This window comes from Pradoshia sp. TA40_28, assembly GCF_059694525.1.
In genome coordinates this window covers 248,746-269,018 of the sequence record NZ_JCATZO010000004.1, presented here as the reverse complement: position 1 = coordinate 269,018, position 20,273 = coordinate 248,746, and the positions used below count along the sequence as shown (strand labels likewise).

Annotated in this window: 19 protein-coding genes and 1 riboswitch; of the genes, 17 read left to right on the top strand and 2 right to left on the bottom strand. The window is 38.1% G+C overall.

What is annotated here, in order from left to right; all coding sequences use genetic code 11:
• Window positions 1-123: 123 nt before the first annotated feature.
• Window positions 124-219, bottom strand: coding sequence for a YjcZ family sporulation protein (locus AC58NB_RS07310; protein WP_066107625.1), 96 nt, complete (start codon window positions 217-219; stop codon window positions 124-126).
• A 175-nt stretch (window positions 220-394) separates the two neighbouring features.
• Here AC58NB_RS07310 and AC58NB_RS07305 point away from each other — a divergent pair, with 175 nt between their 5' ends.
• From AC58NB_RS07305 to xylE, 16 genes are all read left to right on the top strand, one after another.
• Window positions 395-1,162, top strand: coding sequence for a segregation/condensation protein A (locus tag AC58NB_RS07305; protein WP_497426171.1), 768 nt, complete (start codon window positions 395-397; stop codon window positions 1,160-1,162).
• Window positions 1,149-1,727, top strand: coding sequence for an SMC-Scp complex subunit ScpB (gene scpB / locus AC58NB_RS07300; RefSeq protein ID WP_497426170.1), 579 nt, complete (start codon window positions 1,149-1,151; stop codon window positions 1,725-1,727). The genes AC58NB_RS07305 and scpB overlap by 14 nt, the downstream gene beginning before the upstream one ends.
• Window positions 1,728-1,740: 13 nt before the next feature.
• Window positions 1,741-2,118 (top strand): hypothetical protein, encoded by a 378-nt coding sequence (locus AC58NB_RS07295; protein ID WP_497426169.1) that lies wholly within the window; start codon window positions 1,741-1,743, stop codon window positions 2,116-2,118.
• Between the two features lie 238 nt (window positions 2,119-2,356).
• Window positions 2,357-2,845 carry a DUF3907 family protein gene (locus tag AC58NB_RS07290; RefSeq protein WP_497426168.1) on the top strand — a complete coding sequence of 163 codons (489 nt, stop codon included), beginning with the start codon at window positions 2,357-2,359 and terminating at the stop codon, window positions 2,843-2,845.
• Between the two features lie 157 nt (window positions 2,846-3,002).
• Window positions 3,003-3,872 carry a superoxide dismutase gene (locus AC58NB_RS07285; protein WP_497426167.1) on the top strand — a complete coding sequence of 290 codons (870 nt, stop codon included), beginning with the start codon at window positions 3,003-3,005 and terminating at the stop codon, window positions 3,870-3,872.
• Between the two features lie 650 nt (window positions 3,873-4,522).
• A complete protein-coding gene (locus tag AC58NB_RS07280; RefSeq protein ID WP_497426264.1) occupies window positions 4,523-5,644 on the top strand; it encodes a D-alanyl-D-alanine carboxypeptidase family protein in 1,122 nt (373 codons plus the stop codon).
• Window positions 5,637-6,230: a nucleoside recognition domain-containing protein gene (locus AC58NB_RS07275; protein ID WP_497426166.1), complete on the top strand. Its 594-nt coding sequence runs from the start codon at window positions 5,637-5,639 to the stop codon at window positions 6,228-6,230. Before AC58NB_RS07280 ends, AC58NB_RS07275 begins: the two co-directional genes overlap by 8 nt.
• The gene (locus tag AC58NB_RS07270) at window positions 6,230-6,760 is read left to right on the top strand and encodes a spore maturation protein (RefSeq protein ID WP_497426165.1); all 531 of its coding nucleotides are present in this window, start codon (window positions 6,230-6,232) and stop codon (window positions 6,758-6,760) included. The genes AC58NB_RS07275 and AC58NB_RS07270 overlap by 1 nt, the downstream gene beginning before the upstream one ends.
• Window positions 6,761-6,985: 225 nt before the next feature.
• The gene (rluB, locus tag AC58NB_RS07265) at window positions 6,986-7,711 is read left to right on the top strand and encodes a 23S rRNA pseudouridine(2605) synthase RluB (RefSeq protein WP_497426164.1); all 726 of its coding nucleotides are present in this window, start codon (window positions 6,986-6,988) and stop codon (window positions 7,709-7,711) included.
• Window positions 7,712-7,802: 91 nt separating this feature from the next.
• Window positions 7,803-8,330 (top strand): thiol-disulfide oxidoreductase ResA, encoded by a 528-nt coding sequence (gene resA / locus AC58NB_RS07260; RefSeq protein WP_497426163.1) that lies wholly within the window; start codon window positions 7,803-7,805, stop codon window positions 8,328-8,330.
• 16 nt (window positions 8,331-8,346) lie between these two features.
• Window positions 8,347-10,005, top strand: a complete 1,659-nt coding sequence (gene resB / locus AC58NB_RS07255; protein WP_497426162.1) for a cytochrome c biogenesis protein ResB — start codon at window positions 8,347-8,349, stop codon at window positions 10,003-10,005.
• Window positions 9,986-11,164, top strand: coding sequence for a c-type cytochrome biogenesis protein CcsB (ccsB, locus tag AC58NB_RS07250; RefSeq protein WP_497426161.1), 1,179 nt, complete (start codon window positions 9,986-9,988; stop codon window positions 11,162-11,164). The genes resB and ccsB overlap by 20 nt, the downstream gene beginning before the upstream one ends.
• Window positions 11,165-11,550: 386 nt before the next feature.
• Window positions 11,551-12,270, top strand: a complete 720-nt coding sequence (locus AC58NB_RS07245) for a response regulator transcription factor (RefSeq protein ID WP_497426160.1) — start codon at window positions 11,551-11,553, stop codon at window positions 12,268-12,270.
• On the top strand, window positions 12,270-14,042 hold the full coding sequence (locus tag AC58NB_RS07240) for an ATP-binding protein (protein WP_497426159.1): 1,773 nt from the start codon (window positions 12,270-12,272) through the stop codon (window positions 14,040-14,042). The genes AC58NB_RS07245 and AC58NB_RS07240 overlap by 1 nt, the downstream gene beginning before the upstream one ends.
• Window positions 14,043-14,399: 357 nt before the next feature.
• Window positions 14,400-15,722 carry a xylose isomerase gene (gene xylA / locus AC58NB_RS07235; RefSeq protein ID WP_497426158.1) on the top strand — a complete coding sequence of 441 codons (1,323 nt, stop codon included), beginning with the start codon at window positions 14,400-14,402 and terminating at the stop codon, window positions 15,720-15,722.
• Between the two features lie 131 nt (window positions 15,723-15,853).
• Window positions 15,854-17,299, top strand: a complete 1,446-nt coding sequence (xylE, locus tag AC58NB_RS07230) for a D-xylose transporter XylE (protein WP_497426157.1) — start codon at window positions 15,854-15,856, stop codon at window positions 17,297-17,299.
• Between the two features lie 112 nt (window positions 17,300-17,411).
• Here the strand turns inward: xylE and serA are convergent, their stop codons facing one another.
• Window positions 17,412-18,995: a phosphoglycerate dehydrogenase gene (gene serA, locus AC58NB_RS07225; RefSeq protein ID WP_497426156.1), complete on the bottom strand. Its 1,584-nt coding sequence runs from the start codon at window positions 18,993-18,995 to the stop codon at window positions 17,412-17,414.
• A gap of 371 nt (window positions 18,996-19,366) precedes the next feature.
• Window positions 19,367-19,496, top strand: a riboswitch (FMN riboswitch).
• Window positions 19,497-19,671: 175 nt separating this feature from the next.
• On the opposite strand from serA, the gene AC58NB_RS07220 reads away from it, so the two are divergent.
• The gene (locus AC58NB_RS07220; RefSeq protein WP_497426155.1) at window positions 19,672-20,256 is read left to right on the top strand and encodes an ECF transporter S component; all 585 of its coding nucleotides are present in this window, start codon (window positions 19,672-19,674) and stop codon (window positions 20,254-20,256) included.
• Window positions 20,257-20,273 lie beyond the last annotated feature (17 nt).

Below are 20,273 nucleotides of genomic sequence, written 5' to 3'. Positions count from 1 at the left end.
AAATCACATTTAAGGAAAGAAAAAGGAATTAAATCCAAAAGCATAGTAACTAATGGGAATATCCTAATAGAAACGGACCGTCAACAAAGTCGACAGTCTGTTTCTTTACCATTCATGATTTGATTAACACCAAGCTACTCCAACAATTACGAGTAGAATAAATAAAACTACGATCAGCGCAAATCCGCTACCGTAACCTCCAACTGCGCCATCTCCCATTTGTGAATCCTCCCCTTTGAATCTTTTCTTTACATTGTCATACTATGTGATCCATACTGGGATGTATGGGCTTTTGCCCACTTTTCACAAAATCAATTTGTTCATTCTATTGGAAAGAACGCAGAGTTAAACTATACTTAGAATAGTTTAAATAAGTAGGAGTGCCTATAAAGAGATGAGTTATAAAATAAAAATAGATGCATTTGAAGGACCACTCGATCTATTGTTACATTTGATAAATCGATTAGAAATAGATATTTATGATATTCCTGTAGCCGAAATTACTGAACAGTATGTTGCCTATATCCACACCATGAAAGAACTGGAATTAGATATAGCCAGCGAGTTTTTAGTCATGGCGGCCACTCTTTTAGCCATTAAAAGCAAAATGCTTTTACCTAAGCATGAAGAAGAATGGGATGAGGAAGAGGATGAATTCCTAATGGGGGAAGATCCTCGTGATGAATTGGTTACACAGCTTTTGGAGTATAAAAAATATAAAGAAGCTGCTGATGAATTTAAAAACATGGAAGCTGAAAGAGCGTTATTGTTTACCAAACCACCGATTGATTTATCACCTTATACGGAAGATGTCAAAGTAGAGCGCCAGGATTTAGATATCAGTTTATATGATATGCTGAGCGCGTTTCAAAAATTAATGAGACGTAAAAAACTAAAAAAACCATTGCACACTCGTATTACACGTCAGGAAATTACGATAGATAAACGGATTCAGGAATTAAAGGATTATCTTAAAGGAAAAAAAGAAAAGGTCCTATTCACTTCCCTGTTTGAAACAGAAGAAAAGGCCCAATTGGTTGTTACTTTTCTTGCTGTTCTGGAACTGATGAAGCAAAATCAAGTCCAGGTGGAACAAACAAATAACTTCGAAGATATTTTCATAGAATGGAAGCAGGAGGATTTTACAGTTGGATATCGTTAATTGGAAATCAATATTGGAAGCACTACTTTTTGCGGCGGGTGATGAAGGGTTATCTCTTGAACAAATATCATCCGTGTTGGAAGTGTCAATTGAAGAAGCAAATGAAGCGCTCTCTGATCTTAAAGAATTATATGAAAACGAAGATCGGGGGATCTGTGTTGTTGAATTGGCCGGTGTGTTTCAATTGGCAACGAAAAAAGATCATGCCCCTTATCTGAAAAAGCTAGTTGAAACACCTTCCACGCATACTCTTTCGCAGGCTTCACTGGAAACGCTGGCCATTATTGCCTATAAACAGCCTATCACTAGAATTGAGATTGAGGCGATCCGCGGAGTTAAAACAGAACGTCCTTTGCAAACCCTGATGGCCAAGGTTCTAATACAGGAAGCAGGCCGTGCGGAAGGAGCGGGAAGACCTTATTTATATGGAACGACAAAAGAATTTTTGGATTACTTTGGTCTGAAATCTCTGGATGAGCTTCCACCATTACAGGATGACATGGAGGATGGATTTAACGACGAGGAAGCAGATTTATTTTTTCATAAATTTCAGGAAATGGAATAAAGGAGGATGAAGCTTGGAAATCTTGTCATGTATAGGATATGAGTTAGAGAAGGAAAAGCCCAATTCACCCGAGGATTTTTTCAATCGTTCAACCGTGACATACAGGCAAAATGGTCAATTAAAAGAGTTCCAGGTCATCTATATTCGCTATTTTGAAGAAATCTTGTTTAAGCAGGAAGAAGAAGATCTAACTTCGGTTAAGGAATTACTAACTGATTATCCAGTAAAAGATGTCTTTGCTCTCCTTTGTCTATTACAAAATTCTCATTTTCAAGAAAGAAAAAGGGTATATATAAACTCAGAGTCACTTTTTTTGACCATGTTTAAGAACTTTCCCTACATCCAGGTGAGAGAAATTTTGAATAAAATGAAAAATAATCCAATAGTTTGAACCGGGATTGTCGTATAATAATGTAAATTATTCATCCCAGCGCGTTAATCAACAATAAATACTGGTGGGATATGGTAAACTAGTAGTAATTAGCGTACTCGGAAATAACGCAACGAGAAAATGTTATAGTTGGTTTTTTTAGAGAGCATATTTATGCTAGTGGTTCAGGAAAGTTAATGAACATGTAGGGTTATAGGCTAATTTATCAAAGGGTTAAATTTTTAAGGGAGGGTTCCGGTTGGGTAATACACTAGTAAAGAGCCAGTTGGAAGATGTAGCATCATTTTTAGAGCAAGCAGTACAATCTCTCGAGATTTATATGAATGCGACGACAATGGATCGTTTAATGGATGAAAAAAGTGGTGATGAGCTTTATTATAAGGGCTTGCTTTCAACTGTACGCAAGCTGTTGGTTTATTGTGAAGAAGGCTTGGAGGCATGCAAAATGGTCCTGAAAAACGAACCATTTAACAAAGCTGCAGCTGAGCGTGTTCTTTATCGTGTATATCACCAATGCGTAGAAGAATATTTTGCTCCAAAAAGTGACCTATGGTTTGAGGACAGCCGTTCAGCGTATACAGGGCGCAATTGTATAAAGTTTCGTGAAGACGCACCTGAAAGCTTGAAAATCCTTATTACTAAACTGGAATTTGATGTTCAAAAAATAAGAGAAGAACTTGAATACTATGAAACGGATTATCGGACAAAGATGGTTCAATCAAAGTAACAGGTTTAAGTCATGCGATTACCTTAGTGTAATCGCATTTTTATTTGGAGATTTCAGTAATTGGCTATAAGAAAAGCATCCCAATTCTTTTCAAAAAGGAGGAACTGAACCAACCTTTCTTTGAATAGAGTAGTACGACGGGGAGGTTGATGTGTGAATGAATCCTTTAAAAAAGTATTGGGAAGAAGTAGATAAATGGAAGGCATCCATTTCAGAATGGGCGATGGATCGGGAGGAATCAATCCGTCATATGATTTTAGAACGGGTTGACCATCTAAATGCCTATTTAAACAGTATTAAAAATAAAATCCCTTCTCATAACGAGCTGGTAAAGCTTCAGAATATGGTGGAGGAGCTGGATGACTCCGTTCATAAAGTATCGAATGGGGACTCCTATGTACCGCCTGGAAGACATGCTTTACCACCGCTGCCCTATCCATATGATGCCCTAGAGCCTTTCATAGACCAGGAGATTATGAAGCTTCATCATACCATTCATCATCAGACATATGTAGATGGTCTAAATAAAGCTGAAACTAAAATGAAAGAGGCTCGCGATAAGGATGATTATGATCTTTTAAAGCATTGGGAAAGAGAAGCTGCTTTCCATGGTTCAGGCCATTATTTGCACACTATTTTCTGGTACAATATGAAGCCTGATGGCGGAGGGGAGCCAACAGGCGAATTAATGAACTTTATAAAAAGGGATTTTGGCAGCTTTGCAAAGTTTAAGAAAGAATTTACCGAAGCCGCGAAAAAGGTAGAAGGGGTGGGCTGGGCCCTTTTAGTATGGTCCAATCGAGCTCACCGCCTGGAAATCTTACAATCTGAACGGCATATGATCCTTACACAATGGGATACCATCCCTTTATTAGTATTGGATGTTTGGGAGCATGCGTATTATTTGCAATATAAGACTGATCGCGGGGCTTATATAAATAACTGGTGGAATTTAGTGAACTGGGCTAATGTAAGCGAAAGGTTTGAACAGGCTCGCAAAATTGGCTGGAAGATTTATAAGAAATAAAAGTACATGAACAAGAAGTCCACTAAAAAATGACAATCATCCTAGATTAAAAGACTGGAAGAAGGCTATTTATCCTTGAAACCAAGAATAAATAGTCTCTTTTGTGTGATTGTAAAAGGAAGAAAACAAATAAATTCTAAAGGGATTGGTGGAAATGTATAGAAGTTAGAGGTAATAAAAGTAAATGAGTGATAATCCTCAGATATATACATCCTTATCATGCTTCTTATTCCTTATTTCTTGAAAAAAATACTAATTGACCCCGCGCCAAAGCCAAATCCAATAATGATTAAAGCTATATAACCATTAGATAGTTTTCCTTGAAGCAAGTTAAATAATAATCCTGAGATAATTACAACCATAAAAAGTAATTGCCTTACCAGACCGCAATAAACCTACACGTTTTCCTCTTCCTATACACAACCTGTTCCCTTTCATGCATATCCCTAAATTACCTGTCTCTCTAGAAAATTGATTCTGTTTAAGAATCTTCATGCATAGACTTGTACAAAAACATGGAGGGGACGAGTGTGGTGAAAGGGTACTCTTTCAAATATAAACGGAACATATATAAATCGAATCGAAGTCCTTCTGCAAAGAACGGTCCAGTTCGTTTAACAAGTTGGAAACTGATCAGTATATTCCTCATCATGATTCTGTGTTTGGCTAGTTTTCTCTCACTGGTTAGTCCAGCTTCAGCTCAATCAATCGAAAAAATTCAAACCGGCGCCAAAAGTGCGATTATGATTGAGCAAAGTACTGGCAGAATATTGTATGAGAAAGATGCCCATACAAAGCGGAGAATTGCGAGCATTACTAAAATTATGACAGCGATTCTGGCGATTGAATCGGGCAAGATGGATAAGACCGTAACGATAACCGATTCGATTTTAAAAGCGGAAGGGTCTGCTATCTATCTGCAGGTAGGAGAGAAAATTAAATTAAGCGATTTGGTCTATGGGCTTATGCTTCGCTCAGGAAATGATGCGGCCATTGCAATCGCTGAGTATGTGGGAGGAAGTGTGGAAGGTTTTTCTGCTTTAATGAATCAAAAAGCAGAGTGGATTGGCATGGAAAATAGCCATTTCAGCAATCCACATGGGCTGGATGATTCAGATAACCATTATTCAACGGCCTATGATATGGCGATTTTAACCAAGTATGCGATGGGAAATAAAATGTATGAGAAAATTGCCGGAACCAAAATCCATCGAGCTCCAAATCCAAATGAAGTGTGGGATCGAGTTTGGAAAAACAAAAATAAACTGCTAACTGAAAAATATAAATACTGTACGGGTGGTAAAACAGGATTTACAAAAAAAGCTCGCCGTACATTAGTAACAACTGCATCAAAAGATGGACTGGATTTAATCACTGTTACCATTGATGATTCATCCGATTGGGCAGATCATATAGCCCTTTATGAAGCGGGCTTTTCTACTTATTCCATGACTGAAGTAGTTCCGAGTGGAACGATAAAATCCATAAAAAGAGGGTTTTATAAAAATAGGGCTTATTTAAAATCAGCCATTATCTATCCGCTTACGCAAGAAGAAGTGGAGAATATCGAAGTTAAGTATGAATTAAAAAAGCCCAAAAAGCAGTGGAAAAAAGGGAAGAAGCTCCCATCAAAAATAGGGACGGCTAACGTCATTCTTGATGGTCAAGAGATAATCTCTAAACCTATTTATCTACATAAGAAAGATCAAACTGTTTTTGGCATATGGAAAGATGTCTTCTATACTTTTTCAGGTGTGAAAGCAAATGGTTAATCATATTTGGGTTGGTATCAGTGTCATCGGTATTCTATACGCTATGATGACTGGAACAATGGCGGAAGTGAATGAGGCAATTTTTAAGAGTGCAAAAGAATCGGTGACCTTATGCTTTGGTTTAATGAGTGTGCTCGTTTTCTGGTTGGGGATCATGAAGATTGCAGAAGAGGCAGGCCTGTTAAATAGTTTGACTCGAATGGTGAAACCGATTGTATCCAGGCTATTCCCAGAGGTACCGCCAAGTCATCCAGCGATGGGGTATATTGTATCCAATATAATGGCGAACACATTGGGATTAGGAAATGCGGCAACACCACTTGGAATTAAGGCAATGGAACAATTAAAAGAATTAAATGGCGGGAAGGATAGTGCGAGCCGTTCCATGATTACGTTTCTGGCATTGAATACCTCTGGACTGACACTTATTCCAACGACTGTTATTGGAATCCGGATTCACTACAATTCAGCCAATCCTACAGAAATCGTAGGCCCTACATTCCTGGCAACCGTCATTGCGACGATTGCTGCGATTATTTTAGATCGCTACTTTTACTGGAAAAGGGCAAGAAAGGGGATCGACTAATGCACTGGATCTCAATTATATCTATATGGATGATTCCTACCGTTATTCTGATCATCCTTGGAATGGGTGTTATAAAGAAGGTGCCAACTTATGAGACCTTTGTAGAAGGCGGGAAGGAAGGCATCAAGATCACATTTTCGATTATTCCCTACCTGATTGGCATGATGGTGGCTATTTCTATCTTTCGCGCTTCGGGAGCAATGGATTTATTAATAGGCTGGATAAGGCCCGTATTAAATTTTTTAGGAGTACCTTCAGAGATAGTGCCACTAGCACTTATAAGACCCATCTCAGGAAATGCTTCTCTGGGAATGGTTAGTGATCTGATTGCTACTTACGGGCCCGATTCTTTTATAGGTAAAGTTGCTTCTACGGTACAGGGGAGCACTGATACCACCTTGTATGTCTTAACCGTCTACTTTGGGGCGGTAGGAATCAAAAAAATGGGAGATGCTTTAAAGGTGGGACTTTGGGCTGACCTCATTGGAATTGGTGCCGCGATTTTATTGGCTGGGATTATGTTCCAATAGACACGAAATTGTCACAAAATGGACAAGTAGGGTGAAAAAATAGTAAAATTTAGAAAGAATCGGTATTAAAAGCCGATTTTTTTGTGTTTCTTTGCAAGTAATGAAATAATATGCGTGAAAGTACATATCACTTTCATCAAAAACAAAGTATAATGAACAACTAGGTAGAATGCCTATTATTTGAGTTAAGCTTACAGAAAAAGTAAAATTAGACAGGTGATTAATATGGAAAGATTACAAAAAGTTATTGCACAGGCTGGAATCGCCTCCCGAAGAAAAGCGGAACAATTAATCTTAGATGGCAAAGTGACGGTTAATGGTAAGGTTGTAAAAGAGCTTGGCGTTAAGGTTGGTCCAAATGAACAGATAGAAGTAAGCGGTGTACCTGTGGAAAAGGAAGAACCGGTATATTTCTTGCTGTATAAGCCAAGAGGTGTCATTTCAGCTGCCAATGATGATAAAGGCAGAAAAACGGTCATTGACTTATTCCCGTTAATTGAACAGCGTATTTACCCTGTAGGTAGACTGGATTATGATACATCAGGGTTAATCTTGCTTACTAATGATGGAGAATTTGCGAATGCTCTTATGCATCCAAAGCATGAAATTGAAAAAACGTATGTGGCAAAGATTCAAGGGATTCCTTCCCGAGAATTACTGAAGAGATTGGAACGCGGTGTCGAATTGGAAGACGGAAAAACGGCTCCTGCCAAGGCGAAATTGATTTCAATGGACCGAAGAAAACAGTCATCAATTGTCGAATTGACTATTCATGAGGGAAGAAATCGACAAGTTCGTCGTATGTTTGAAGCGATTGGGATGCCAGTTATAAAATTAAAGCGCGAAAGATATGGGTTTTTAACACTTCATGGTGTAAATACTGGGGATTACAGAGAGTTAACACCACATGAAGTAAAGCAGCTTCGTCATATGGCACTTCATAAAGATTAAATAAATATAATCACAGCGCTGTTCTAAACGACTGCTTGTTTGGCAGCGCTATGATTCATATATGTAGAATTGGGGTTGGGAGGGATTTTTTATGACCAAACAAAGACGTAAGTGGATGAGAATATTGGTTTTAGCCCTTTTAGCTGGCGCCGTCGTTTATGTGTTATTTTCGAGTTTGACATTGGGCAAGGAAAAAACGCTGAAAATAAATGAAACCGCTCCAAATTTTGCTTTAACTGATCTTGATGGGGTAAAGCATGTTTTGGATGATTATAAGGGGCAAGGAATATTTCTTAATTTCTGGGGTACATGGTGCAAGCCGTGTGAATATGAAATGCCATATATGCAAAGTCAATATGAAGTATTTAAAGATAAAGGGGTTCAGGTATTGGCAGTGAACGTCAATGAATCTGATTTTGTTGTTAAGAATTTTGTTGAACGGCATGATCTTACATTCCCGGTTGTCATCGATAAAGATAATCAGGTGCAGCATCAATACTTAATTGGCAGCTTGCCTGCTACATTTTTGATCGATAAGAATGGTAAGGTAGTAGATTCAACTACTGGAAGTTTAACAGAAGAGAAGATACAAAAGATGATGGAGAAAATCCAGCCATAACAAGGGGTAAATAGGAATGAAAGAAATAACTTGTGAATGTGGTCATGTTAATCCATATGGAACGATATTTTGTGAAGCATGCGGGAAGGTTCTCAATCAAAAAGAAGAAGAAAAAAAATTATTGGATATGAAATATGAAGGCAGTGCCAGAAGATCTCAGACCTATAATAAATCGATTGTCGACAAAGTTTGGAATTTCTTCTCCTCCGTAAAGGTAGGCGTTACCTTAATTATCCTTCCACTGATAGCGGCTTCCATCGGTACGATATTTCCACAAGAGATGTATATACCAAATGGGGAATCAGCTGATACATTTTATGAAAATCAATACGGCTGGTTTGGTAAATTGTATTATGCGTTAGGATTACATAATTTATATAGTTCATGGTGGTTCTTATTGTTAGTGTCCCTTTTGGGAGTATCACTCGTGATTGCCAGTCTTGATCGTTTTATTCCGTTATACAGAGCGTTGAAGAATCAGAGAGTCATCAGAAATGAAGGCTTTTTGCGAAGACAGCGCATTTTCGGTGAAGCTACGATTGAAGAGGACAAGGAAACCTATGAATTAATCAAAACGAGATTAAAAGCGAAGCGATACACTATAAGGGAAGACAATGGGAGTATTTTAGCCGAGAAGAATCGTTTTTCCCGTTGGGGTCCTTATGTTAATCATATAGGTCTTATTATTTTCTTAATTGGCGGAATGTTGCGTTTTATTCCCGGGATGTATGTAAACGATTATTTGCGGATTCCTGAAGGGGAAAAAAAGGCTGTACCAGGTACGAATGGCGAATATTTTGTTGAAAATCATGATTTTACCGTAGAAGTTTATGATAAAGATAAGGAAAAAGAAGAGTTTGAAGCAACGCTTGACCGGGTTGGCACGGTCGTGAAAAATTATCAAACGGATGCTACTCTTTATCAGGCAGAAGGGGAGACATTGCCGGGTGAAGAAGCAAAGCTTAAAAAAATCAAGGATTATCCGATACGTGTAAATGAACCGTTAAAGTTTGACTCCTTTGCTTTGTATCAAACTTCCTATGAAGAAAGCATGACTAAGATGTCATTCAACTTAATTAATAAAGCAACTGAAAAGGAGTATGGCAACTTAACTGTTGATTTGAATAATCCAAAGGAACGCTATGATCTTGGACAGGGATATTCTGTACAATTGGAAAGTTATTTTCCTGATTTTGAATTTAATGAAAATGATCAGCCGACAACAAAAAGCAGATTCCCTAACAACCCAGCCTTTATTTTTAAGATTATTTCACCGGAGCATCCTGATGGCGAAGTTAGTTTTGTTGCGATTAAACAAACTCTTGAACCGTTGGGTGAAACCGAATATAAGCTAAAATTTGCGAATGTAGAAACAGGGTTTGCGACTGTTTTGACTGTGCGTAAGGATCTAACCTTATGGGTGTTGGGTCTCGGAGGACTCATCTTTATGATTGGAGTTATTCAGGGAGCTTATTGGAATCACAGAAGAATTTGGATACAGAAAAAAGGGGAAAGAATTCTTGTAGCAGCTCATACGAACAAAAACTGGTTTGGCATCAAGCGGGAGATTAATGAAATAGTTGAGGGGACTTCTATTCCGTTACCGTATGATCAAATCGAGGGAGAAGAGATGCAAGAAAGAGGGGGAGTAAAGAGTGGCAACATTGAGCAGTAATTTATTATACATTGCTTTCATATTGTACTTGATTGCAACATTTGTATTTGCGGGAACGATAAAAGGGAAGAATGATAAGCGCAGTTATGAAAATTGGGCTAAAGCAGGAATCATCATTACGATTATTGGTTTTGCTTCACAGCTGGGTTATTTTGTTACGCGATGGATTGCTGGAGGACATGCTCCGGTCAGTAATTTATTTGAGTTTACGACATTCTTTGGAATGATGCTGGTAGGAGCATTTATTATCATTTATTTCATCTATAAAACAGCTATTCTGGGAGTGTTCGCTCTTCCAATCGCCCTATTAATTATAGCGTATGCCAGCATGTTTCCGCGGGATATCTCACCACTGATTCCGGCATTAAAAAGTGACTGGCTGCATATTCATGTAACAACTGCAGCAGCAGGAGAAGCTATTTTGGCGATCAGCTTTGCTGCTGGGCTGATTTATTTGATACGGTCTGTTAATCAATCTAAAGCGACAAAAAGTACGTTTTGGCTAGAAGCTGTTTTATTTGGATTAATTTGTACGGTAGGATTTGTGGCTTCTACAACTATTTTTTCGGTAGCTGATTATGAAGCTACCTACTCTTGGACAAATAAGGATGGAATAGAAGAAAAAGCGGAATATACCATGCCTGCCTTTTTTGTTCCGAATGAAGCAAAACTAGTGTCTGAATCAGGCATAGCTCCATTAATCGAACTGCCATTAATGATTAATGCAAAAAAGCTGAATACAGTCGTGTGGTCGCTTCTAATTGGCGCAGTTCTATATGGATTGATACGTTTAATTGTACGTAAACGGATAGGTGCAGCTTTGAAGCCTTTAGTTAAATCAGTAAATTTAAATTTGCTGGATGAGATTGGGTATAGATCTGTTCTGATCGGATTTCCTGTATTTACGTTAGGAGCGCTAATCTTTGCGATGATTTGGGCACAGATGGCTTGGTCCAGATTCTGGGGTTGGGATCCTAAGGAAGTATGGGCATTGATAACCTGGCTATTCTACGCAGCCTTTTTACACCTAAGAATATCGAAGGGCTGGCATGGTGAAAAGTCTGCATGGCTTGCAGTAATAGGGTTTGTTATCATAATGTTTAATCTGGTAGCTGTTAATCTGGTTATAGCTGGTTTACATTCATATGCAAGTATGTAAGAAAAAGAGGTCTTCCTGATAAGGAAGCCTTTTATAGTTGGAGAGATCTATAATGTAGCTGGCCTTTTCAAACTATTCCATTGCAGGTCCAGCCGTGGTTCAGAGGTTATACTTCTATAATAGGAGAAGCTTTCTGTGTATATTCACACGAAGCTTGCCTTTTGAAAAAACAAGGTTACTTTAAATTACCAAACCAACCTGCTTTTGAGCGAGTTTTTCGGTTGTGGTTGAGCGTATCAAACTATAAAATGAACTTGATAGAAAGGTTGGATTTATGTAAATATTCACTTTTCTATTTCTAAATATTTGGTATCCATGTATAATAAAACAAGTATCGTGGATAAATTTGTCTAGTTAGTAGTTTATACATAAGGGAGGTCCGGTTGATGGAAGATAACAACATACGATTGCTTGTAGTTGATGATGAGGACCGCATTAGAAGACTATTAAGAATGTATTTAGAGCGTGAAGATTATACAATTGATGAGGCGGATAACGGGGAAGATGCATTAGAACTTGCGTTGACGAATGATTATGATTTAATCCTCCTTGATTTGATGATGCCTGGCAAAGATGGGATTGAGGTTTGCAGAGAGTTGCGCGAAAAAAAGGCAACACCTGTTATCATACTTACTGCTAAAGGGGAAGAAGTAAACCGAGTGCAGGGATTTGAAGCCGGGACAGATGATTATATTGTAAAACCGTTCAGCCCTAGGGAAGTGGTTTTACGGGTAAAAGCTTTGTTAAGAAGATCATCTAAAAGTTCTTATATTCAATCAGAGACATCATCTAAAGATGTTGTTGTCTTTAATCATTTGACGATTGATAATGATGCACACAGAGTATTGGCAGATGGTGTAGAAGTTTCGTTAACTCCTAAAGAATATGAACTATTGTACTTCTTGGCAAAAACACCGGATAAAGTTTATGACAGAGAACAATTGTTAAAAGAAGTTTGGCATTATGAATTCTTTGGTGACTTACGAACCGTGGATACTCATATTAAGAGACTAAGAGAAAAATTAAATAAGGTATCTGAGGATGCAGCCAGAATGATTGTAACGGTTTGGGGCGTTGGATATAAATTCGAGGTAATCAACGACTAATGTTTTGGAAAAGTGTTGTCGGAAAACTATGGCTCACTATTATCTTGCTATTCTCCTTCGTTCTATTCATATTGACTGTACTGCTTCTTGAATTTTTTCATAACCAAAGTATGGAGGAAGCTAAATCTTCTTTATATCAAACAGCTAAACAAGTTGATGCTGTTTTAGCAGAAGAATCAGACATAGAGAAATCAACACAAATTGTTTGGCAAGTCATTGATCCAGATAAGGATATAGTGATTATTTTGGATGAAAACACCTTATACAGTAGTTTGAATAATATGAATAAGAAAGAGGTCTATCAATTATTCTCTCAGGATGAGATTTTAAAAAAAGCATTAGTCAATGATAAGCAAGTATCAGAAACTACTTATCTTTCATCTGTTTTGGGTGGAGATGATGTTACCCAGGGAACCATTGTCGGAATTCCACTCAGCGACCAGGAAATGGATGGAGCCATTTATGCCTTCCAATCCGTGGATTCTAGTGAGAGTACAAGTGCACAAACGACCATCTTTATTTTAATCGCTGTTGGGGTAGGGATTGTTCTAACTACCATTTTTGCTTTCTTCCTGTTATCAAGAGTAACTGCTCCACTCAGGAAAATGCGAGAAGCCGCTTTTGAATTAGCCAGAGGAAAATTTGATATGAAAGTCCCCATTTTAACAAATGACGAAATTGGTGAATTGGCAACAGCTTTCAATCAGATGGCTCGACAGCTTAAATATAACATGACGGCATTGCAGCAGGAGAAAGAAAATTTATCGAATATTTTAATTAGTATGGCCGATGGCGTGATTACCTTTAATAGAGAAGGTGAGATCCTGGTAACGAATCCTCCAGCTGAAGACTTCTTAAGGTATAGCTATTTTGATGAAGCGAATCAAAAAAAGCAGCCTGGACACCAAGTCCCTGATACTTTAAGGAACTTATTCCTTGAAGTTAAAGAAACAGAAAAAGGAAAAATAGCGGAGATTTCTACACAGGGACACGACTGGGTTATTCTCATGAATCCGCTCTATCGCCATAATGATATACGGGGAGCAGTTGCTGTATTACGGGATATGACAGAGGAACGCCGGCTCGATAAAATGCGTAAAGATTTTATTGCCAATGTATCACATGAGCTACGTACACCGATTGCTATGCTCCAGGGATACAGTGAAGCGATCATTGATGATATCGCAGAAACGGCAGAAGAGAAAAAAGAAATGGCACAGGTTATATATGATGAGTCCTTGAGAATGGGTCGGTTGGTCAATGAACTCTTAGATTTGGCAAGAATGGAAGCGGGACATCAAACTTTAAACATTGATGAAGTAGAAGTTGGCAGTTTCCTTGGCAGAATTTCGAAAAAGTTCCAGAGGGCTGCGCAGGAGAAACACGTTGCAGTCTATACGACTCTTGATCATCCAGAAGCAATCATTCGATTAGATCCAGATCGGATTGAACAGGTCTTTACCAACTTGATCGATAACGCATTGCGCCATACACCAGAGGGAGGCGAAGTCCAAATTATCCAGAGAACGATGGATAATGGAACTTTGTTTAACGTGAAAGATTCCGGTGTAGGAATTTCTGAGGAAGAGTTACCGTTTGTTTTTGAAAGATTTTACAAAGTGGATAAAGCAAGAACAAGAGGTCGTTCGGGTACAGGTCTTGGTCTTGCTATAGCAAAAAATATTGTAAATGGCCATGGCGGTAAAATAGATGTGTACAGCAAGGTTGGACAGGGTACGACATTTACGTTTTTCTTGCCATCGAAAAAGTAGAATTAAGAAGATAAATCTTGTTACACAAGGAACGGTTTGAGTAAAGCATATCACTTTAGTGATGTGCTTTTTTTATGTTCTGACACTGCAGAGATGTATTTCTTTCCTCTTTCTTTTATCAAGTCGTGAAAAGGGGTCTTATATCAGAATTCCAATCATAGAAGGGGAAGAAGGGGGTAATGTGGACTCATTGTAGTAACTAAAGGTAGGCAGAAAGTATCCAAGTTAATCATTTAAGATAGTCCGATAGTTTTATAAAGGAAAAACTTAGTTTATCCATTAGACAAACTAAGTTTTTCCTGTTATAATTTGAAATGTAAACAAATGAAAACGATTTCAATTTAGGAGGAATAATCAATGAATTATTTTGACTTTTGTAAACAAGTAAACTATGAAGGACCTGGTTCATCCAATCCATATGCATTTAAATATTATAATCCTGAAGAAGTTATAAATGGACAGAAAATGGAGGATCTAATGCGTTTCGCTGTTTCCTATTGGCATACATTCACTGCTGATGGTACAGATCCTTTCGGTCAAGCGACCATGATTCGTTCGTATAATCGTTATTCTGGTATGGATTTAGCGAAAGCAAGAGTAGAAGCTTCCTTTGAATTTTTTGAGAAAATGAATGTGCCATTCTTTTGTTTCCATGATGTTGATATTGCTCCAGAAGGGGCTACTTTAAGTGAAACGAATAAAAATCTTGATAGTATCGTGGCAATGATGAAGGATTACTTAAAAGATAGCAAAACAAAGTTGCTTTGGAATACGGCCAATATGTTTTCTCATCCACGTTGGATGCATGGTGCAGCAACTGCTCCTAATGCAGATGTATTTGCTTATGCAGCTGCCAAGGTGAAAAAGGGACTGGAAGTCGGAAAAGAATTAGGTTCAGAAAATTATGTATTCTGGGGCGGACGTGAAGGGTATGAGACGTTACTGAATACAGATATGAAATTAGAACAGGATAACTTGGCGCGCTTCTTCCATATGGCTGTTGATTATGCAAAAGAAATTGGCTTTGGTGCTCAATTCTTAATCGAGCCAAAACCTAAGGAACCTACCAAACACCAATATGATTTTGATGTAGCAACTGCTTTATCATTCTTACAAGCTTATGATTTAAAAGATTACTTTAAATTTAATATCGAAGCCAACCATGCTACTCTTGCCGGACATACATTTGAACATGAATTACGATTAGCACGTATACACGGTATGCTAGGCTCAGTAGATGCGAACCAAGGCGACCCATTACTTGGCTGGGATACGGATGAATTCCCGACAGATATATACTCTACAACGTTAGCAATGTATGAGATTCTTAAAAATGATGGGCTTGGTTCCGGTGGGTTAAACTTTGATGCTAAGGTTAGACGTGGTTCATTTGAGCCGGAAGATCTATTCTTCGCTCACATTGCTGGAATGGATAGTTTTGCAGTCGGTGCAAAAGTCGCACAAAAATTAATCGATGACAAGGTACTGGATCAATTTGTTGCAGACCGTTATAGCAGCTTCACAGACGGAATTGGACTTGATATTGTGAAGGGTAATACGGATTTGAAAAAATTGGAGCAATACGCTCTTGGACTTGGTGAGATTAAAAATAAATCCGGCAGACAGGAACAGCTAAAAGCGATTTTAAACCAATACATATTGGATGCTTACAGGGGATAAAGAGATAGATCCAATAAAGGAATAGATAAGGAATACGAGGATATTAGCTGTTATATGAGCTAATATCCTTAAAAATGTAAAGGTTTACATAAGTTTGAACAAATTAAACCTACTTAAAGGGGAAAGCAACTATGAGTAAATCGGGACGGAATTCATTTTATATTATATTTTTAACACTAATTGCTGCCATCGGAGGTCTGCTTTTTGGCTATGATACAGCCGTCATCTCTGGAGCGGAAAAATCACTGGAAGTCTATTTTATCGATAGCCTTGGCCTAAGTTCCTTTGTACATGGGGCAACTACATCAAGTGCTTTGATAGGCTGTATAATTGGTGGGATAATATCGGGCTATTTTGCTTCAAAATTTGGGCGGAAGAATTCACTGATCATTGCCTCTATTTTGTTTACTCTTTCGGCTTTAGGTTCAGCTTATCCTGAATTTTTATTTTTCACTAAGGGAGAACCAACGATTGCTTTATTGATTATGTTTAATTTTTATCGAATTATTGGAGGCATTGGTGTTGGTTTAGCTTCTGCGGTTGTACCTATATACATAGGAGAGATTGCACCAGCTGATATTCGTGGAAAGCTGGTCTCCTTTAATCAGTTTGCCGTCATTTTTGGTATGCTGGTTGTCTACTTTGTTAATTGGAAAATTGCGGACGGACAATCGATTACTTGGATCAATGATATTGGATGGCGGTATATGTTTGCTTCAGAAGCAATCCCTGCCGTGTTATTTATGCTCCTCTTGTTTATGGTGCCGGAAACACCGCGATATTTGGCTATGAAAAACTTAGATGGGAAGGCACTGGGCATTTTAACGAAAATTAATGGAAAAGCACATGCACAATCAATCTTGCGGGATATTAAATTATCCATCCATACAACTGCCTCCAACGGAAAGTTATTTGCATATGGAAAATTGGTTATTGTAGTTGGAATCCTGCTCTCCGTATTTCAGCAATTTGTCGGAATCAATGTTGCGCTCTATTATGCACCGCGTATATTTGAAAGCATGGGGGCAGCTAAGGATGCGTCCATGCTGCAGACAATCGTGATGGGCTTGGTTAATGTTATTTTCACCATAATCGCAATTATGACAGTTGATAAATGGGGACGAAAACCTTTATTAATTATCGGTTCTATCGGGATGGCTGTCGGGATGATCGGAGTATCCGCATTAGCTTATGCAAATATTATTGGTATATGGACTTTAGTTTTCATTATTATTTATACAGCATCCTTTATGATGTCTTGGGGACCAATTTGTTGGGTTCTAATATCTGAAATTTTCCCGAATAAAATTCGTGGACAGGCTGTTGCAATTGCCGTTTCTGCTCAGTGGGCTGCCAATTATTTCATTTCATCTACCTATCCAATGATGATGGAATTTAGCGGAGGGTTCACGTATGGATTCTACGGATTAATGAGTATCCTGTCTGCAATATTCGTATGGAAATTCGTACCGGAAACAAAAGGGAAAACGCTTGAACAAATGGAAGGAATTTGGATGAAACAAGCACCGGAAATACAAACATCCTATACAAAAGTAGCTAAACAAAAACATAGCTAAGATAACCTTAACCTGTAAGAGAGGGCTCCATCATATTGATGGAGCCCTCAGATTGCAGACATAAGGAATTCAGAATACTCTAATGGGGCGATTCTGAATTCATTTTTTTATTTTAGCCCTCGTACAAATTGATTGCCTTGACCACGGATATTTCATCATTGACGGCTAGTTCAGTTATAACAGTTTGAGGAATTTTTTCATCAAATGTAAGAACCATGATGGCTTCGCCGCCAGCTTCTTTACGTCCAACCTGCATAGTGGCAATATTGAGGTTAAGATCGCCAAGTTTTTTACCGACAATACCAATTACACCTGGTCTGTCGTAATGCTGGATATAGAGGATATGGCCATCTGGATAAAAGTCGATTTTAAAGTCATTGATGGCAATAATTCTTGGGCCGTATTCCTTTATATAGGTTGCCTTTATTTCAATTTGTTTGGTCTCGCCTTTGATTCTTACTGTAATACTATTGGAATAGCCATATGTTTCCTTAGAGATTTTTTCGCCAATTGTGACGGAACGTTCTTTTGCATATAAAAGGGCATTTACTTCGTTAATTGTGAAATCAGCACGTTCTTTAAAAAAGCCTGAAACCAGTGGTTTTGTTAAAAGAGAGGCATCAAAATCAAATGCATCTCCACCATATGTAATTGAAATTTCATTAATGCCTTCGTTCATATATTGGGATAGGAAGGAGCCAAGTTTTTTAACCAATTGATAATAGGGCTGTACTTTAGTGAACAATTCAGCAGGGATAGCTGGTAAATTGATGGAGTTTGAAACGGGAATTCCATCCACATAGGAGACGACCTCTTTTGCAACCTGCTTAGCCACATTTAATTGGGCTTCTTTTGTCGAAGCACCCAAGTGAGGTGTGACAATAATTTGATCCAAAGATAATAATTTATTATTTAGAGGAGGCTCTTCGACAAATACATCCAGGGCTGCTCCAGCTACTTTCCCTTCGATAACGGCATCATATAAAGCTTCCTCATCAATAATACCGCCTCTGGCACAGTTGATTAGATAAACACCATCTTTACACTTATGTATCGTTTCCCTATTAAATAAGCCCTTAGTATCTTTGTTTAATGGAGTATGAACGGTAATAAAATCAGATACCTCAATCAAGTTCTCCAATGGGCCAACCGTTACGCCCAATTCTTTGGCGCGATCAGTTGTGATAAAAGGATCGAATGCAAAAACGTTCATTTGAAAGGCTTTTGCTCGTTTGGATATTTCAGTACCGATTCTTCCCATCCCAACGATTCCTAACGTTTTCCCTTTTAACTCAGTGCCTGCATAACGGTTTCGTTCCCATGTCCCATTTTTTAATGATTGATGGGCTTGGGGGATATTCCGAGCCAATGATGCCATCATGGCAAACGTATGTTCAGCAGTCGAAATCGTATTGCCATCGGGTGCATTGACTACGATAATGCCACGATTTGTACAGGAAGGAACATCGATATTGTCAATTCCTACGCCAGCTCGAGCTACGATTTTAAGGCTTGTCATTTTCTGGAGTAAATCCTCTGTTACTTTTGTAGAGCTTCTGACTAAAAGTGCATCAAACAGATGCAATTCTTCACTTACTTCTTCTATCTTTTTTTGGACAACCTCAATGTCATCCCTGCCAACAAATGGTGTTAAACCATCGGGCTTGATTGAATCTGCAATTAGCACTTTAAACAATCTTGTCACCTTCCTGTAGAAGTATTTCATTATGTTTCCACTCTACAAGACTTATAATCTATGTGTCAATCAAGAATATAGATGTAAACGCTTACTATTTTGATATTTCAAAATATTTTTTAAACATATGGTCATGGTGACTATATCCACGTTGGTACCTGTTAAAAAGAGATTATGAAATATAGGGAAAATCTTTGATTTTATAGTCAATCCAATTACCGAATAGGGAGATCTGTTTTTAGACTGATAAACTAGAGTACAATCTCTTGTATTTTTTGATTTATTGATATAAAATCAAACTAGAAATGGTCTATATAAATGGACAGCTGATTTTCTATCTGACCTTTTATAAAGCCATTTAATTAAATACGGTCTATCTTCGGGGCAGGGTGTAATTCCCTACCGGCGGTGATGATGTAAATCTAAGCCCGCGAGCCTGTAAAGGCAGGATTTGGTGAGATTCCAAAGCCGACAGTATAGTCTGGATGGGAGAAGATGGAGGTCTCTGTTAACGTTCAAAAAACGATTTATCGTGGACGTTTGTTTAACAATGCCTTTTCTCCCTTTATCTATCTAGATAAAGGGATTTTTTATGGCAGGGATTCACGATGGTCGTTACTGCAGCAGAGCCTTTCTTCTAGAAGAGGTAGAACCACACCTAAAGGAGAGAGGAAAAATGAAACACAGTGTAAGTAAGATTCAAAAAATGGTTACAATTGGGATGTTGGGTGCGATCGGATATGTTCTAATGATTATGAACTTCCCATTCCCAGGTTTTCCGGCATTTCTACAAATTGATTTCAGTGATATTCCGGCATTAATTGCAGCTATCACTTTAGGACCGGTTGCGGGAATCATGGTAGAATTATTAAAAAACATTTTGGATTATATCATGACAGGAAGCGATACAGGGATTCCGGTTGGGCATTTTGCTAACTTTATCGGAGGCGTTGCCTTTATCCTGCCAGCTTACTACTTTTACAAAAAACTGGGCACAAAAAGAGGGCTTGCCTACGGACTTGTTGGCGGTACAATCGTATTAGCTGTATTTATGAGTCTTGTCAATTACTTCATTTTACTGCCAAGTTATAGTGTATTAATGAATTGGAACATGTCTGGTACAGAGATTCGAGCAATGATCACCACGGCAATCATACCTTTCAACATAATAAAAGGAACCTTAATTGCCTTTGTATTTATGTTGTTGTTTACTAAAATGCAGGGATGGTTCTTGAAACAATCTGTATTACGAAATGTATAAATAAATAGAATACATAA

Coding starts and splice junctions, on each gene's coding strand:
- xylE (WP_497426157.1), top strand. CDS start 15,854: ATGAGTAAATCGGGACGGAATTCATTTTATATTATATTTTTAACACTA.
- AC58NB_RS07305 (WP_497426171.1), top strand. CDS start 395: ATGAGTTATAAAATAAAAATAGATGCATTTGAAGGACCACTCGATCTA.
- AC58NB_RS07280 (WP_497426264.1), top strand. CDS start 4,523: ATGATTCTGTGTTTGGCTAGTTTTCTCTCACTGGTTAGTCCAGCTTCA.
- resA (WP_497426163.1), top strand. CDS start 7,803: ATGACCAAACAAAGACGTAAGTGGATGAGAATATTGGTTTTAGCCCTT.
- AC58NB_RS07275 (WP_497426166.1), top strand. CDS start 5,637: ATGGTTAATCATATTTGGGTTGGTATCAGTGTCATCGGTATTCTATAC.
- resB (WP_497426162.1), top strand. CDS start 8,347: ATGAAAGAAATAACTTGTGAATGTGGTCATGTTAATCCATATGGAACG.
- AC58NB_RS07220 (WP_497426155.1), top strand. CDS start 19,672: ATGAAACACAGTGTAAGTAAGATTCAAAAAATGGTTACAATTGGGATG.
- AC58NB_RS07245 (WP_497426160.1), top strand. CDS start 11,551: ATGGAAGATAACAACATACGATTGCTTGTAGTTGATGATGAGGACCGC.
- rluB (WP_497426164.1), top strand. CDS start 6,986: ATGGAAAGATTACAAAAAGTTATTGCACAGGCTGGAATCGCCTCCCGA.
- AC58NB_RS07310 (WP_066107625.1), bottom strand. CDS start 219: ATGGGAGATGGCGCAGTTGGAGGTTACGGTAGCGGATTTGCGCTGATC.
- xylA (WP_497426158.1), top strand. CDS start 14,400: ATGAATTATTTTGACTTTTGTAAACAAGTAAACTATGAAGGACCTGGT.
- AC58NB_RS07270 (WP_497426165.1), top strand. CDS start 6,230: ATGCACTGGATCTCAATTATATCTATATGGATGATTCCTACCGTTATT.
- AC58NB_RS07240 (WP_497426159.1), top strand. CDS start 12,270: ATGTTTTGGAAAAGTGTTGTCGGAAAACTATGGCTCACTATTATCTTG.
- AC58NB_RS07285 (WP_497426167.1), top strand. CDS start 3,003: ATGAATCCTTTAAAAAAGTATTGGGAAGAAGTAGATAAATGGAAGGCA.